This is a genomic window from Streptomyces sp. NPDC008317 (assembly GCF_042955955.1).
Lineage (GTDB): Bacteria > Actinomycetota > Actinomycetes > Streptomycetales > Streptomycetaceae > Actinacidiphila.
Genome location: NZ_JBIBFQ010000002.1, coordinates 380,025 through 394,878, shown reverse-complemented (window position 1 = coordinate 394,878; position 14,854 = coordinate 380,025). Strand labels below are relative to the sequence as shown.

Annotated in this window: 13 protein-coding genes and 1 CRISPR repeat array; of the genes, 5 read left to right on the top strand and 8 right to left on the bottom strand. The window is 71.6% G+C overall.

The window, feature by feature from the left end:
- The first annotated feature begins 42 nt into the window (after window positions 1–42).
- Both cas1e and cas2e read left to right on the top strand, forming a co-directional pair.
- Entirely contained in the window at window positions 43–969 is a 927-nt protein-coding gene (cas1e, locus tag ACFY9V_RS06815) for a type I-E CRISPR-associated endonuclease Cas1e (RefSeq protein WP_391160583.1), read from the top strand.
- A 1-nt stretch (window position 970) separates the two neighbouring features.
- Complete coding sequence (cas2e, locus tag ACFY9V_RS06810; protein ID WP_391159851.1) at window positions 971–1,300, top strand: type I-E CRISPR-associated endoribonuclease Cas2e; 330 nt, start codon at window positions 971–973, stop codon at window positions 1,298–1,300.
- Between the two features lie 17 nt (window positions 1,301–1,317).
- Window positions 1,318–2,931: a CRISPR direct-repeat array (repeat unit 29 nt; unit sequence GTCCGTCCCGCAGGCGCGGGGGTGAACCG).
- A gap of 257 nt (window positions 2,932–3,188) precedes the next feature.
- Here the strand turns inward: cas2e and glnA are convergent.
- Entirely contained in the window at window positions 3,189–4,598 is a 1,410-nt protein-coding gene (gene glnA / locus ACFY9V_RS06805) for a type I glutamate--ammonia ligase (RefSeq protein ID WP_188283233.1), read from the bottom strand.
- Between the two features lie 241 nt (window positions 4,599–4,839).
- Here glnA and ACFY9V_RS06800 point away from each other — a divergent pair, with 241 nt between their 5' ends.
- On the top strand, window positions 4,840–5,307 hold the full coding sequence (locus ACFY9V_RS06800) for an RDD family protein (protein ID WP_188283232.1): 468 nt from the start codon (window positions 4,840–4,842) through the stop codon (window positions 5,305–5,307).
- 130 nt (window positions 5,308–5,437) lie between these two features.
- Here the strand turns inward: ACFY9V_RS06800 and ACFY9V_RS06795 are convergent, their stop codons facing one another.
- The 4 genes from ACFY9V_RS06795 to lipB form a co-directional block, all read right to left on the bottom strand.
- Entirely contained in the window at window positions 5,438–6,127 is a 690-nt protein-coding gene (locus ACFY9V_RS06795) for a DUF4191 domain-containing protein (RefSeq protein ID WP_355334356.1), read from the bottom strand.
- Window positions 6,128–6,158: 31 nt separating this feature from the next.
- A complete protein-coding gene (locus tag ACFY9V_RS06790) occupies window positions 6,159–6,365 on the bottom strand; it encodes a hypothetical protein (protein WP_355334353.1) in 207 nt (68 codons plus the stop codon).
- A gap of 315 nt (window positions 6,366–6,680) precedes the next feature.
- Window positions 6,681–7,670 (bottom strand): lipoyl synthase, encoded by a 990-nt coding sequence (lipA, locus tag ACFY9V_RS06785; RefSeq protein ID WP_355334351.1) that lies wholly within the window; start codon window positions 7,668–7,670, stop codon window positions 6,681–6,683.
- A 237-nt stretch (window positions 7,671–7,907) separates the two neighbouring features.
- Window positions 7,908–8,744: a lipoyl(octanoyl) transferase LipB gene (gene lipB, locus ACFY9V_RS06780; protein WP_391159848.1), complete on the bottom strand. Its 837-nt coding sequence runs from the start codon at window positions 8,742–8,744 to the stop codon at window positions 7,908–7,910.
- 291 nt (window positions 8,745–9,035) lie between these two features.
- On the opposite strand from lipB, the gene ACFY9V_RS06775 reads away from it, so the two are divergent.
- Window positions 9,036–10,535: a regulator gene (locus tag ACFY9V_RS06775; RefSeq protein ID WP_391159846.1), complete on the top strand. Its 1,500-nt coding sequence runs from the start codon at window positions 9,036–9,038 to the stop codon at window positions 10,533–10,535.
- 562 nt (window positions 10,536–11,097) lie between these two features.
- On the opposite strand, the gene ACFY9V_RS06770 is transcribed toward ACFY9V_RS06775, so the two are convergent.
- Window positions 11,098–12,393 (bottom strand): FAD-dependent oxidoreductase, encoded by a 1,296-nt coding sequence (locus ACFY9V_RS06770; protein WP_391159844.1) that lies wholly within the window; start codon window positions 12,391–12,393, stop codon window positions 11,098–11,100.
- A gap of 314 nt (window positions 12,394–12,707) precedes the next feature.
- Window positions 12,708–13,601 (bottom strand): TIGR01777 family oxidoreductase, encoded by an 894-nt coding sequence (locus tag ACFY9V_RS06765; protein WP_391159842.1) that lies wholly within the window; start codon window positions 13,599–13,601, stop codon window positions 12,708–12,710.
- Window positions 13,602–13,674: 73 nt separating this feature from the next.
- On the opposite strand from ACFY9V_RS06765, the gene ACFY9V_RS06760 reads away from it, so the two are divergent.
- Window positions 13,675–14,175, top strand: a complete 501-nt coding sequence (locus tag ACFY9V_RS06760) for a GNAT family N-acetyltransferase (RefSeq protein ID WP_391159840.1) — start codon at window positions 13,675–13,677, stop codon at window positions 14,173–14,175.
- Between the two features lie 127 nt (window positions 14,176–14,302).
- Here the strand turns inward: ACFY9V_RS06760 and ACFY9V_RS06755 are convergent, their stop codons facing one another.
- Window positions 14,303–14,815 carry a DUF4240 domain-containing protein gene (locus ACFY9V_RS06755; RefSeq protein ID WP_355334336.1) on the bottom strand — a complete coding sequence of 171 codons (513 nt, stop codon included), beginning with the start codon at window positions 14,813–14,815 and terminating at the stop codon, window positions 14,303–14,305.
- Window positions 14,816–14,854: the final 39 nt, after the last annotated feature.

Genomic DNA, 14,854 nt, shown 5'->3' with positions numbered 1-14,854 from the left:
AGCAGCGACGCACGCCGACGCCTGGCCGCGCCCACGCTCGCCATGCTTCCGCGCGTCGCGGACTCGCTGTCCTTCCTCTACCTCGACAGAGTCCGGCTCGTGCAGGACGACACCGGCGTCTGCGCCCAGATCCAAACGGGCAACGACCGCATCGACACCGTCTACATCCCCACCGCCGCGATCTCCTGCCTGCTGCTCGGCCCCGGCGTCTCCGTCACCACCCGCGCCATGGCCACACTCGCCCGGCACGGCACCAGCGTCGTCTGTACCGGGGACGGTGGCGTACGCGCCTACGCGGGGATCCTCCCGGACTCCCTCACCACCCACTGGCTCGAACAGCAAGCCGCGGCCTGGGCCGACACCGAACAACGCCTGGCCGTAGCCATCCGGATGTACCGCATGCGCTTCGACGACGACGTTCCCGACAGCGTCACGCTCGCGCAGCTCCGCGGCATGGAGGGCCACCGCATGAAGGGCCTCTACCGCATCCTCGCCCAACAGCACGGCATCGGTCGCTTCCGCCGCGACTACCATCCCGACCAGTGGCACCAGCAAGACCCCGTCAACCTCGCGCTGTCCGCCGCCAACGCCTGCCTGTACGGCATCGTCCACGCCGCCCTGCTCGCCCTCGGCTGCTCCCCGGCACTCGGCTTCGTCCACGCGGGCACCCAACACGCCTTCGTCTACGACATCGCCGACCTCTACAAAGCCCGGACGACGCTTCCCGTCGCGTTCTCCCTGCACCAGTCCACCAACCCGGAACAGGAAGCACGCCGCAAATTCCGCGACGAACTCAGACTCCTCCGCCTGCTTCCCCGCATCGTCCAGGACGTGCAGAAACTCCTCGCTCCCGGAAGCGTCGCCGAAGACGACGAGTCTGAACGTCTCGACGTAGACATGGTCCACCTCTGGGACCCCCACGCGGGCGTCCTCCCCGCCGGTCTCAACTACGCCCGCGAGACGGACTGACATGCCCTCCATGCTCGTCATCGCCACCACGGCGGTCCCCGACCACCTGCGCGGAGCACTCAGCCGATGGACCATCGAAGTCGTCCCCGGCATCTTCGTCGGCACCGTCTCCGCCCGCGTCCGCGACGAACTCTGGAAATCCGTCGCCGAAGTCGTCTCTGACGGTGCCGCAGTCCTCGTCCACCCCGCCCCCACCGAACAGGGCTACGAGATCCGCACCGCCGGCACCCGCCGCCGCGTCCCCGAAGACTTCGACGGCCTCACCCTGATGCGCATGACCGCGCATGTCGATCCAAGGGCAGAGGCAAACAAACTGCAAAGCCCCCGCTAAGCCGCAGGTCGCGAAGTGTCCGTCCCGCAGGCGCGGGGGTGAACCATGCCCCTCGATCTGACTGCGGATCGACGGGCCGTCCGTCCCGCAGGCGCGGGGGTGAACCGTCCTGGGCGCCGGGGTGGCGGGGGTCGATGTGGTCCGTCCCGCAGGCGCGGGGGTGAACCGCCACCGGCATCAAGATCGACCAACTCTCCGGAGTCCGTCCCGCAGGCGCGGGGGTGAACCGCACGCCGAGCTGATGGCCGAGGCGACCGCTGCGTCCGTCCCGCAGGCGCGGGGGTGAACCCGTGGTCCAGGTCGAGCCGCTGCCGAGGAGCAGGTCCGTCCCGCAGGCGCGGGGGTGAACCGCCCGTCGCTGGCGGTGAGGCCACCCTGAAGGCGTCCGTCCCGCAGGCGCGGGGGTGAACCGCTGAGTCGGCGACCCATCGGTCAGCCCTTCTGGTCCGTCCCGCAGGCGCGGGGGTGAACCGGCCGAGGCCGCACGCATCACCGACGGCGGAACGTCCGTCCCGCAGGCGCGGGGGTGAACCGCACGGAATCCAACGAGAGGGCGATCTAGGGTGGTCCGTCCCGCAGGCGCGGGGGTGAACCGATCCACTCCCAGCTGGCTCCCAGAAGCCGCCCGTCCGTCCCGCAGGCGCGGGGGTGAACCGGCTGTTGGCAACCTCCACCCCGGCGTCGACACGTCCGTCCCGCAGGCGCGGGGGTGAACCGCCTGGGGCTGGACGGCCAACTGACACCTCCGGGTCCGTCCCGCAGGCGCGGGGGTGAACCGATCTACCGCCTCAAGCCCGACCAGATCAAGAAGTCCGTCCCGCAGGCGCGGGGGTGAACCGTGGATGCCGAGGAGTTCGCCGATGGCCCGGTAGTCCGTCCCGCAGGCGCGGGGGTGAACCGTTGACGGGTGGCGAGTGGTTCTCCTACTACGAGTCCGTCCCGCAGGCGCGGGGGTGAACCGTAGCGCCGGTAGAGGGGGTGCGGGACAACCAGGTCCGTCCCGCAGGCGCGGGGGTGAACCGGGACGCGGCCAGGTTGAGGCCGTAGTCGACGCGTCCGTCCCGCAGGCGCGGGGGTGAACCGACTGGGGCGGGCATGACAGTCGGCGGCAGCGCGTCCGTCCCGCAGGCGCGGGGGTGAACCGACGGGCGCGTCTGGATCTACCGCGAGATCTACGTCCGTCCCGCAGGCGCGGGGGTGAACCGACCCCGCCGAACCTCCGCCGCGCGCTCCATCAGTCCGTCCCGCAGACGCGGGGGTGAACCGCAGCCCCACCACTTGCGGCCAGGATCCGCCGGGTCCGTCCCGCAGGCGCGGGGGTGAACCGCCAGCCATGCGGCCTTGGCCTCAGTGCGGGTGGTCCGTCCCGCAGGCGCGGGGGTGAACCGCCACCCAGGCGATGACCCGTCAGGCCCTCACGGTCCGTCCCGCAGGCGCGGGGGTGAACCGACGCTGGGGGTGCGTGGCGGCAACTGATGGAGTCCGTCCCGCAGGCGCGGGGGTGAACCGCGGTCGGTGTCCTCGGGGGTCTTCCAGGCCCGGTCCGTCCCGCAGGCGCGGGGGTGAACCGGACGCCAGCGCATATGCCCACCAACCGGACCGGTTCGTCCCGCCGTCGCGAGGGGACCGGCGAGAGTGTCGGGGGTGATCGGCGGCGGTCGCTCAGTTGGGCGACACACGGGAGCCCCGTCACGCTCCGTGAGGGAGCGTGGCGGGGCTCCTATGAGGGCCTGTCAGCTGACGAACTATCAGTCGATTTGGGCTCTGGTCCACATCTGGTCCACATGAGGACGAGGACGGGTGAGGATCAGCGAGAGATGCTGAGAGCTGTTTTCGCAGCTCAGCGGGCATCTATCGGTGATCGCCGCAGCTGGGCGGCACCCCCGTTTTAGATGTCGAAGTACAGCTCGAACTCGTGGGGGTGCGGGCGGAGCTGGATCGGGGCGATTTCGGCGGTGCGCTTGTAGTCGATCCAGGTGTCGATCAGGTCGGAGGTGAAGACGCCGCCGGCCTGGAGGTACTCGTTGTCGGCCTCGAGGGCGTCGAGGACGGCGGGGAGGGAGGTGGGGACCTGGGGGACGCCCGCGTGCTCCTCGGGGGCGAGCTCGTAGAGGTCCTTGTCGATCGGCTCGGCGGGCTCGATCTTGTTCTTGACGCCGTCGAGGCCCGCGAGGAGGAGGGCGGAGAAGGCGAGGTACGGGTTCGAGGACGGGTCCGGGGCGCGGAACTCGACGCGCTTGGCCTTCGGGTTGGAACCCGTGATCGGGATGCGCATCGCGGCGGACCGGTTGCGCTGCGAGTAGACCAGGTTGACCGGCGCCTCGAAGCCGGGGACCAGGCGGTGGTACGAGTTCACCGTCGGGTTGGTGAAGGCGAGCAGCGACGGCGCGTGCTTGAGGATGCCGCCGATGTAGTAGCGGGCGATGTCGGACAGGCCCGCGTAACCCTGCTCGTCGTAGAAGAGCGGCGTGCCGCCCTGCCACAGCGACTGGTGGACGTGCATGCCGGAGCCGTTGTCACCGAAGATCGGCTTGGGCATGAAGGTCGCGGTCTTGTTGTTGCGCCACGCGACGTTCTTCACGATGTACTTGAAGAGCATCAGGTCGTCGGCCGCGGCGAGCAGCGTGTTGAACTTGTAGTTGATCTCCGCCTGGCCCGCGGTGCCCACCTCGTGGTGCTGGCGCTCGACCTGGAGGCCGGAGGCCTCCAACTGGAGGGAGATCTCGGCGCGCAGGTCGGCGAAGTGGTCGACCGGCGGGGCCGGGAAGTAGCCGCCCTTGTAACGGACCTTGTAGCCGCGGTTGTCCTCGACCGCACCGGTGTTCCAGGCCGCGGCCTCGGAGTCGATGTGGTAGAAGGACTCGTTCGCCGACGTCTGGAAGCGGACGCTGTCGAAGACGTAGAACTCGGCCTCGGGGCCGAAGTACGCGGTGTCGGCGACGCCGGTGGAGGCGAGGTACGCCTCGGCCTTCTTCGCCACGTTCCGCGGGTCACGGCTGTACGCCTCGCCGGTGATCGGGTCGTGGATGAAGAAGTTGATGTTGAGCGTCTTGTCCCGGCGGAACGGGTCCACGCGGGCCGTCGAGAGGTCGGCGCGCAGCGCCATGTCCGACTCGTGGATGGCCTGGAAGCCGCGGATCGACGAGCCGTCGAAAGCAAGCTCATCGGTCGGGTCGAACGTCGAGACCGGGACCGTGAAGTGCTGCATGACGCCGGGCAGGTCACAGAACCGGACGTCGACGAACTTGACGTCCTCGTCCGTAATGAACCGGTTGACGTCGTCGGCGTTCTGGAACATCCCACTCCTCCTAGGCCCGGCCCCACGGGTCGGGTTGACAACTCGAGGCGCGCCAGTGCGGTGGCGCACACTGCCCCGACCATAGGGATCAGGGATTTCTCCAGCATGACCCATTTGTTTCCGAGGCGTTAACCGCGACGCCGGGGCGGCACCCGGGCAGCGCCGTACGGGTGGGCGTCCGGAAGGCCCCGTCCGCGACCGCGCTGTAGGGCCGCGGACGGCGCCGGGTTACCGTGGTCGGGTGGACAACAGGGATGCAATCGGATCGTGGCTGTCGGGCCCGGGTGCCGCCGCCGAGCAGATGGGCGTGGAGTTCGGCTACCGCGGGCAGCGCCTCGGACTGCCGGAGAACGGGCCGGGTTCCATCGCGCCGGTGGGGCGCCGCGTCGTGGCGCTCTTCATCGACTGGTTCCTCTGCCTGCTGATCGCATACGGCCTGATCGCGCACCGTGACGCCGGCAAGTCCAATACCTGGACACTCGTCGTCTTCGGCGTGGTCAGCGTCGTCCTGCTGCTGACCGTCGGCACCACCTTGGGCAAGCGGCTGATGGGCCTGCGCGTCGTACGCCTCGACGGCGGCCGTCTGGGAGCCGTCGCCGTCGTCATCCGTACGGCGCTGCTGCTGCTCGTCGTCCCCGCCGTCATCTGGGACCGCGACACCCGCGGCCTGCACGACAAGGCCGCCAAGTCCGTACAGGTACGGATCTGACCCAGCCGGGACGCAGAAGAAGACACGGAAGAAGGCACAGAAGAAGGCACGGAAGAGGACACAGAAAAAGGGGGTCCGGGGACGCTGTCCCCGGACCCCCTTCGTACAACGACCTCCGTGCCCCGACCGCCTAGCGGCCCTTCGGCATCCGCATCCCCTTGGGCATCGGGCCCTTCGGGATCGGCATGTTGCTCATCAGATCCCCGAGCGCCCGCAGCCGGTCGTTCACCTCGGTCGTCTTCGGGCCGGACAGCACGCGCGGCAGCTTCAGCAGCGTGGTGCGCACCTTCTTCAGCGACAGCTCGTCCGGGCCGTTGCCGACGATGAAGTCGTGCACCGGCACGTCGAAGACGACCCGGTTGACCTTCTTCTTCTCGGCGGCCAGCAGGCCCTTCACGCGGTTCGGGTTGCCTTCACCGATCAGGACGACACCGGCCTTGCCGACGGCGCGGTGCACCACGTCCTGGCTCTTGTTCATCGCGACGGCCGGGGTGACGGTCCAGCCGCGTCCGACATTCTGCAGAACGGCCGCGGCGGCGCCCGGCTTGCCTTCGAGCTGCCCGAACGCGGCCTTCTCGGCCCGGCGGCCGAAGATGACCGCCATCGCGAGGAAGGCCAGCAGGAAGCCAAGGATGCCTGCGTAGATGGGGTGACCGATCAAGAAGCCGAGGGCGAGGATGACACCGAAGGTGACGATTCCCACAGCCGCAACGACAAGCCCGACCTTGGGGTCGGCCTGCCTGGTCATCTTGTAGGTCTGGACGATCTGCTTCAGTCGTCCAGAATTCTCGGGGTTCTCGGGTGTTTCCTTCCTCGCCATGCCGCTCAGGATACGCGAGGGGGGTGCCCGCTCAGTCGTTGAGGGCGCTTCCCCGTGCGGCGCTCACAAGGGCGTCCATCTCGTGCTGCGCCTCCCGCCGGTCCCGGGCCCTGCGGCGGTCCTCGACGACGGCTGCCCAGGCGTTACGGCGGGCTGTCTGCTGCCCGCCGCGCAGCAGAAAGGACTCCACGGCGCGCAGCGCCACGGCCGGACGGATGTGCACGGACTCGGACGGCATGGCGTCCCCCTCATATGCGGCTGAGAGCTGAGAGTAGGAAGGTGCGGGGCGGTACGTGATGACGCGCGTGGTGCGGGCAGCGCCGGTGACTCGAAGAGCCCCGTGCGTGACACCAGGGTCGCCACAACGTGTTACCAGTCGGTGACCACTCGGTCAATCTCGCATGAAAGCCTCACTCCGGCAGCACGGCGCCCCGCCAGGTCACTCGCCCGGCGGGGCGTCGTCGGCGGTGAGCGGACTCACACGACGAGGGTCGGAACCGAGGGTCGGAACGGGGCCATGACGGGGGTCACGGCCGGGGTCATACGGAGGGCGTCATACGGAGGGCGCCGCCACCGGGCCCACGGCCAGCCGCTCGCCCTCCCGCAGCCGCTTGTCCACGGCCTGCTGGAAGAGCCGTCCGGCGCGGTACGAGGAACGGACCAGCGGCCCGGACATGACGCCCGCGTAGCCGATCTCCTCGGCCTCCTCCTTCAGCTCCACGAACTCCGCGGGCTTCACCCAGCGCTCCACGGGGTGGTGCCGCACGGACGGCCGCAGGTACTGCGTGATGGTGATCAGCTCGCAGCCCGCGTCGTGCAGGTCCTGGAGCGCCTGGCTGATCTCCTCGCGCTCCTCGCCCATGCCCAGGATCAGGTTGGACTTGGTGACCAGACCGGCCTCGCGGGCGCGGGTGATCACTTCGAGCGAGCGCTCGTAGCGGAAGCCGGGACGGATCCGCTTGAAGATCCGCGGCACCGTCTCGACGTTGTGCGCGAGCACCTCGGGGCGGGAGCCGAAGACCTCGGCGAGCTGCGCGGGCTCGGCGTTGAAGTCGGGGATGAGCAGCTCGACCTTGGTGTGGCCGCCCTCGCGCGCCGCCGTCATGGCGTGGATCTGCCGGACGGTCTCCGCGTACAGCCAGGAGCCGCCGTCCTCCAGGTCGTCGCGGGCGACGCCGGTGATCGTGGCGTAGTTGAGGTCCATCGTGACGACGGACTCGCCGACGCGGCGCGGCTCGTCACGGTCGAGCGCCTGCGGCTTGCCGGTGTCGATCTGGCAGAAGTCGCAGCGCCGCGTGCACTGGTCGCCGCCGATGAGGAAGGTCGCCTCGCGGTCCTCCCAGCATTCGTAGATGTTGGGACAGCCGGCCTCCTGGCACACCGTGTGCAGCCCCTCGCTCTTCACGAGTTTCTGCATCTGGGTGTACTCGGGGCCCATCTTGGCGCGGGTCTTGATCCACTCGGGCTTGCGCTCGATGGGGGTCTGGCTGTTGCGGACCTCCAGGCGCAGCATCTTGCGTCCGTCGGGTGCGACTGCGGACACGACCGGCTCCCTAAAGCTTCGATTCTTCGGCGAACACCAGAGTACGCCCGTGATTCGTACGGCTTGATCCGTGCGGCTTCCTCTGGAAGCAACCAGCCGTGTCGTAGCCGCATTCCCGGCCGGATACCTGCTACCGCCGAGGCCCGGCGGTACGGCCACCGGCCCCGGCCGTCAGCCCCCGGTTGTACGGCCGGCGATACGGCCCGTGAGCCCCCGTCGTACGGCCCACCGCCCCGGCTATACGGCCCGCGGCAGCGGCACGACCGCGCCCAGGACGTCCGCCAGGTGCCGTTCCAGCACCGGCAGCACCTCGGTGACGCCGATGTCGCGGCCCAGTTCGTTGGAGAGCGAGGTGACGCCCGCGTCACGGATGCCACAGGGCACGATCCGGTCGAACCAGGTGTTGTCGGGGTCGCAGTTCATCGCGAAGCCGTGCATCGTCACGCCCTTGGCGACGCGGATGCCGATCGCGGCGAGCTTGCGGTCCTCGCGGCGCTGTCCGGCGTTGGAGGGCGCGTACTCGGGGCCGTTCAGCCGCGGGTCGAACTCGCTGTCCTCGCCCCCCTTCGACGGGGAGCCCGCTCCCACCCGCGGGTCGAGGTCGAGGGTCAGGCCGTTGACCGCCGGGCGGTCCGCCACCGGGTCACCGAGCACCCACACCCCGCTGCGGCCCTCCACGCGCGTGGTCTCCAGACCGAATTCGGCGCAGGTACGGATCAGCGCCTCTTCCAGACGGCGTACGTGCGCGACCACGTCGACCGGGCGCGGCAGCTTCAGGATCGGGTAGCCGACGAGCTGGCCGGGGCCGTGCCAGGTGATCTTGCCGCCGCGGTCCACGTCGACCACGGGGGTGCCGTCCAGGGGGCGCTCGCTGTCGGTCGTACGGCGTCCCGCCGTGTAGACCGGCGGGTGTTCGAGGAGCAGGCAGGTGTCGGGGATCTCGTTCTCCACGCGTGCGGCGTGCACCCGGCGCTGTTCCTGCCACGCCTCGGTGTACTCGACGGCGTCGGCCCCGAACCCCAGGTGGACGAAGCGCAGCTCGTCCGTCCGCGCGGCGTCCTGCGGAAACCCCATGACCACTCCTCTGCGTGCCCGGCGGTGCTTGTTTCGCGCCTCTGCCACTGTACGGCGGCGGGTCCGTGGGGCCCGAGCGGGGCCGAAGCTTCCCGTCCTGTGGGGGCTGGGCTTGAGGCGGCGCCATAGCACGGCGCCTCCGACCGACCGGGGCGGTTTACCGACCCTTGAGGGTCCTTATCGCCCATTCGGGCGAATAACGAGGTCTTACGGTGAGCTTCCCGGTACCGACCGTTACATTCACGCCGTTCCGGTTACCTCCCCAGTCCCAGGAAGTGGACCGCACTGCCGATGACGGACCGTTCCACGCAGCGAACCCCGACCCGTCCCAACAGCAGACTCGCCTCGTTGATCGCGGAGGCAGGCTTCTCCAACGCGGGGCTCGCCCGCCGGGTCGACCAGCTCGGCATAGAGCACGGCCTCGACCTGCGGTACGACAAGACCTCGGTGACCCGCTGGCTGCGCGGCCAGCAGCCACGCGGCACCACACCCGCGCTGATCGCCGAGGTCTTCACCCAACGGCTCGGCCGCCGGCTCTCCGCCCAGGACCTCGGGCTCGACGCGTGCGCGCCGGTCTACGCGGGCCTCGAATTCGCCGGGTCGCCCGACGAGGCGGTGGACATCGTCAGCGGCCTGTGGCGCAAGGACACCGGCAACCAGACGGAGCTGCGGAAGATCGCCTTCACCGCGGCCGGGCTCGTCGTGCCCAGCCGCGACTGGCTGATCGGCCGCGCCGACGAGAGGGTCGCGCGGGGCGCCGACGCCGCGCCGGTACGGGTGCCCGCGCAGAGTCGCGGCCCCGGCCCCCTGGGGCTCCCGCCGTCCGCCGCGCCCGGACCCGCGCCGGGGCTCGCCGCCAAGGCCGGGCCGCCCCGCGCCAAGGTCGGTGCCGGTGACATCGCCGCCCTGCGCGCCGTCGGCGACCTCTTCCGGGGGCTCGACCACGCGTACGGCGGCGGCCACGCCCGCCAGGCCCTCGTCCGTTACCTGGAGCACGAGGCCGAGCCGATGCTGCGCGGTAGTTACGGCGAGGCACTCGGCCGCCGCCTGTTCTCCTCCGTCGCCGACCTCACCCGGCTCGCCGGATGGACGTCGTACGACATCGGCGCGCACGGGCTCGCGCAGCGCTACTTCGTCCAGGCGCTACGGCTCTCGCAGGCCGCGGGGGACCGGGTCTACGGCGGCTACGTGCTCGTCACCATGAGCCGCCAGGCCGTCTACCTCGGGCACGGCCGCGAGGCCGTCCAGCTCGCCCGGGTCGCCCAGCAGGGCGTCGGCTCCGGCGCGCCCGCCGTCGTCCAGGCCCTGCTGCACAGTGCCGAGGCGCGCGGGCACGGGCTGCTCGGTGAGATCCGCGCGTGTTCCGCGGCGCTCGCGCGGGCCGAACGCTCGCTCGGGGCGGCCCGCCCCGGTGACGAGGTGCCCTCCTGGGCGCGCTTCTTCGACGAGGCCCAGCTCGCCGACGAGTTCGGGCACTGCCACCGGGACCTCCAACTGCACCGGGCCGCCGCGCAGCACGCCGAGCGCTCCCTCCAGCTCCGCGCCCCCGCGTACGCCCGCAGCCGGCTCTTCTGCCGCACCGTGCTCGCTTCCGCTCGCCTCGGGCTCGGGGAGGTGGACGTCGCCTGTGCTCTCGGCATCGAGGTCATGCAGCAGGCCGCCGAGATGCGGTCGGCTCGCGCCGTCGAGTACGTGCGGGACTTCGGGCGGCGCCTTGAGCCGTATCGCGATGCCGCGGCCGTTCGCGCCTTTCGCGACCGCGCCGTCGCCTTGGGGCTGGTCGCCCCATGACGACCTCCGGTCACGGTCCCTTACCCACCTCCCGCAAGTGGGTCCCCCCCCAGGGGCGCGGTCCCCTGACGTTCCCCCGGCCCGCCGGGGCGGTTCGGTGGTGTTCGGTCCACCGGGCGGGTGGGGGCGGGCCGCGCAGTTCCTCGCGCCCCTGGCGGGGCGTGCCGTCATTCGTCGGGGCGGTGAGCCGGTCTTTTAGGGGCGCGGGGAACTGCGCGCTCAGCCACGATGCTCCTGCGGGTCACCACCGGCCCCGGCGGGGCAGCTCGGCGGTGTTCGGTCCACCGGGCCGGTGGTGGGTTGCTCGCGCAGTTCCTCGCGCCCCTGACGGGGCGCACCGTCTTTCGTCCAGACCGCAGGTCACCACCGGTCCCGGCGGGGCAGTTCGGTGGTGTTCGGGCCACTGGCCGGTGGTGGGTTGCTCGCGCAGTTCCCCGTGCCCCTGACGGGGCGGGCCGTCTTTCGTCGGGGCGGTGAGCCGATCCTTTTAGGGGCGCGGGGAAGTGCGCGCTCGGCCACCGACGGTGGCGCGGGCGAAGAAGAGGCCCCGGTGGGGCAGGGGCTAGGCGGCCCGGGGGGTGGGGGTGTCGGCGGGGTGGGGGACGGCGTCGCGGAGGATGCTGTGGGCGGCGCGGCGGGCGGAGAGAAGGGCGCCCTGGGGAGTGCTGGTGGTGCGATGGGCACCGCAGATGTAGAGACCGTCGAGGAGCCGGGCGGGACGCCGCAAATCGTGGGGCGCGGGCATGGCCGGCACGGCCTCGGGATCGTTGTGGACGGCGAGCAGCTCCCACGCGTCGGTGGAGGTCTCGTACAGCTCGGCGAGGTGAGCGCGGACGGTCTTGTCGCCCGCCCCGTCGGGCGGCGGCCCGAGGACGACGGACGTGACGAGGGCGCGCCCGGCCGGCGCCCGGCTCGGGTCGATCTCACTGACCGGGAGAGTGTGTGAGACGGGCCCCATGCGGTCGGCGTCGAGGACGAGCACCGGCTCGCGTACGGGTGGGACGGGCGCCGCGTGGTGCAGGACGGTGACCTCGTGGAAGGACGGCACCCGCAGCCCCGGCAGGAGTTCGGCCGCGGCCCGCGCCCCGGTGGCCACCAGCACGGCCCGGCAGGGCAGTTCGGTGCCGTCCTCGGTCTGCACGCAGTTGACGGCGACCCGCACCGCGCGCGTGCCGAGCCGTACCGCGCCCGGCGGGAGCCCCGCGGCGAGCCGCCGCGGTACGGACGCCGCGCCCGTCGCGGGCAGGCACGTACGGCCGCGGGCGAAGCCGCGCAGTACCAAGTCGGCGCAGCGGCTGGAGGTTTGCAGCTCCGGGTCGCACAACAGGGCGGCCAGCAGCGGCCGTACGAAGCCCTCGACGGTCCGCGGCGCGAAACCGCGTGCGCTCAGCGCCCGCGCGGCGGTCGTCTCGGGGCGGCTGGCGAGCCGTGAGGCGGGCGTCGCGGCAAGGCGGTTGAGGGTGGTGCCGAGCCGGGCCCGGTCCAGCGTGGAGCCGATCGGGGCACGGGCCGAGCCGCGAACGGTACGGGAGCCGCGCGCGTCTCCGACCCGGTAACCGCGCCCGTCGGCTCTGACCAGGGCGCCGGGCGCGAGCGGCGCCAGCGGCAGCCCCCGCAGCCCCGGCGTGCGGCGCAGTTCCGGATAGGACGTGTTGAGCAGGTGAGCGCCGCGGTCGAGCCGGAAGCCGTCCACCACGTCGGTGGCCATGCGGCCGCCGACGTGGTCGGCGGCCTCCAGGACGGTGACCGACAGGCCGCCGCCGATGAGTTGATGCGCGGCGGACAGCCCGGATATGCCTGCGCCGATCACGACGACGTCCACGATTCCCGCGACGTCACGGCGTGCTGGTGAGAGCACTGTGCCCCTCCCCGAGGTCGGGTTCGAATCCCCGCTCACGTCGGCGTCACGCCCGAGGCGTCGCAGAACGCTGGTAAAGGTCATGCCCTCATCAAAGCCATCTGATGCCGGGGCAACCCGCCGATTCCAGCCCTTATCCAGCGCTTTTCGGCACCCCCGGCCGAATGTCTCCGGCCCGGTCACCTCTCCGGCCCGGTCACCTCTCCTGCCCGGTCGCCAATCCGGCCGCCGCTCGCGAGCCGCCCCGCCGCCCGCGCGACGCCCCGCCGCCCGCGAGCCGCCCCGCCCCGCCGTCGTAGGCGCCGCGGCAGCGGCTATTCGGCGAGAGCCGCCGTCACGGCCTGCGCGAATTCGGGAAAGGCGAAGCGGAAGCCGGAGTCCAAGAGGCGCTTGGGGCGGACCCGTTGGCTGCCCGTGACGTCCTGGGCCAGTTCGCCGAGGACCAGGCGCAGGACGGACTCCGGGACCGCGGCCACGGTGGGGCGGTGCAGGACGCGCCCCATCTCGGCGGTGATCTCACGGTTGGTCAGCGGCTCGGGCGCAGTGAGGTTGACCGGCCCGGACAGATCGGCCGTGTCCAGCGCGTAGCGAATGGCGGCCACCTCGTCGTGCAGGGCGATGAAGCTCCAGAACTGCCGTCCGTCGCCCAGGCGTCCGCCGAGCCCGGCCTTGAACAGCGGGAACAGCCGCGCCCACGCGCCGCCGCCCTTGGCGACGACCAGGCCCGTACGGGGGTGGACGGTACGGATGCCGGCCGCGCGGGCGGGATCGGCCGCGGCCTCCCACTCCTGGCACAGCTCGGCCAGGAAGCCGCTGCCCACCGGGCTGTCCTCGTCGACGGCCGTGTCGCCGGTGTCGCCGTAGATGCCGATCGCGCTCGCGCTGACCAGGACCCGAGGCGGGGTGTCGAGCGCGGCGGCGGCCTTGGCGACGGCGCCAGTGCCGAGCACCCGGCTGTCCACCAGCTCCTTCTTGCGGCTGTCGGTCCAGCGGCGGTCGCCGATCCCGGCGCCCGCCAGGTGCACGACGGCCTCGCAGCCCTCGAGACCCGCGGAGTCCACCGTGCCGCGCGCCGGATCCCAGCGCACCTCGGCGGGACCGACGGGCGCGCGCCGCACCAGCCGTACGACGTCGTGGCCGTCCGCGGCGAGCGAGCGGGACAGGGCGGAGCCGATCAGACCGGAGGAACCCGTGACTGCGATACGCATATTCGCATTGTGCCCGCCGACGGCCCGGGACGTCCGATGCCGGCGCGCGGCGCGCCATGGCACAGTGACCGGCATGACCTCAGCGACCGTCCGGCCCGCGACCCGCGCCGACGACTCCGCCCTCGCGGCGCTCGACGCCCGTACCTGGTCCCCGCTGCACTCCGTACAGCCAGCCCCGGCGCCCGGCGCCGCCTTCTACGGCTCACCCGACGGACACCGGTACGTCCTGGTCGCCGAGGCCGAGGGCCGGCTGGCCGGATATCTCAAGCTGGTCCCGCCGACCGCCCTGGCCTGCAACGCGCATGTGCGGCAGATACAGGGTCTGGCCGTCGACACCTGGGCGCGCGGGCGCGGCATCGCGCGCACGCTCATGGACGCCGCCGTCACCGAGGCGCGGCGGCAGGGCGCCGTCCGGATCACCCTGCGGGTGCTGGGGCACAACGCCCCGGCCCGACGGCTCTACGAGTCGGTCGGCTTCGCCGTGGAGGGCGTGCTGCCGGGGGAGTTCCTGCTGGACGGCGCCTACGTGGACGACGTCCTGATGGGCCGGGCGGTCGACCTCACGGCGGTCTGAGCCGACAGAACCGCGCCGCCAGAGCCCCGTCGACAGAACCGAGCCGACAGAGCCCCGCCGACAAAGCCGAGCCGAGCGACAGAGCCGCGCCGACAGAACCCGACAGAACCGAGCCGCCAGAGCCGGCTCAGCCGAAGCGCGACCACAGCTGCGGATACCGCTCCGCCATCGCCCGCTCGTCGTCCATGTCCAGCGACTCGCCCTCCGGCTGCTCCGGCTGCGCGAGTTCGAGGTCCGGCAGCCGGACCCCGGTGAGCTGCTCGTACGCCTCGTCCGCCGCGTAGCCCAGATCCTCCGCGTCGCCGTCCGTCTCCGGGTCGAACTCGGTGACGAGGAAGGCCAGGTCGTCGGGGGCGGCCAGACCGCCCTCGAAGACATGGCGGCCCTGGCCGATCAGCCAGCAGCGGAAGTAGTCGAAGGACTCGTCGTCCGCGCCGCCCAGCATGATGTCGGCGGCGCCCCACAGATCCCAGCGGAAGGCCCGGACGAACCGGGTCTCGAAGTGCCGGGCGAAGTCCACCACGGAGTCCGGGTCGAGCTGGGCCAGCCGCTCGATCAGCAGGTCGGCATGCTCCTCCGGATCGCCGTCCGCCGCCTCTCGCGTACGGTCGACGATCTCCCAGAACTCCGTCTCGTCCATCACTGGTCCAGCTTCCCGGTTGCCGCGCGCACCCGCACG

Excerpts from the sequence above, each read along its gene's own strand:
- cas1e (WP_391160583.1), top strand. The coding sequence starts at position 43 with ATGCTTCCGCGCGTCGCGGACTCGCTGTCCTTCCTCTACCTCGACAGA.
- cas2e (WP_391159851.1), top strand. The coding sequence starts at position 971 with ATGCCCTCCATGCTCGTCATCGCCACCACGGCGGTCCCCGACCACCTG.
- glnA (WP_188283233.1), bottom strand. The coding sequence starts at position 4,598 with ATGTTCCAGAACGCCGACGACGTCAACCGGTTCATTACGGACGAGGAC.
- ACFY9V_RS06795 (WP_355334356.1), bottom strand. The coding sequence starts at position 6,127 with ATGGCGAGGAAGGAAACACCCGAGAACCCCGAGAATTCTGGACGACTG.
- ACFY9V_RS06790 (WP_355334353.1), bottom strand. The coding sequence starts at position 6,365 with ATGCCGTCCGAGTCCGTGCACATCCGTCCGGCCGTGGCGCTGCGCGCC.
- lipB (WP_391159848.1), bottom strand. The coding sequence starts at position 8,744 with ATGGGGTTTCCGCAGGACGCCGCGCGGACGGACGAGCTGCGCTTCGTC.
- ACFY9V_RS06775 (WP_391159846.1), top strand. The coding sequence starts at position 9,036 with ATGACGGACCGTTCCACGCAGCGAACCCCGACCCGTCCCAACAGCAGA.
- ACFY9V_RS06765 (WP_391159842.1), bottom strand. The coding sequence starts at position 13,601 with ATGCGTATCGCAGTCACGGGTTCCTCCGGTCTGATCGGCTCCGCCCTG.
- ACFY9V_RS06760 (WP_391159840.1), top strand. The coding sequence starts at position 13,675 with ATGACCTCAGCGACCGTCCGGCCCGCGACCCGCGCCGACGACTCCGCC.
- ACFY9V_RS06755 (WP_355334336.1), bottom strand. The coding sequence starts at position 14,815 with ATGGACGAGACGGAGTTCTGGGAGATCGTCGACCGTACGCGAGAGGCG.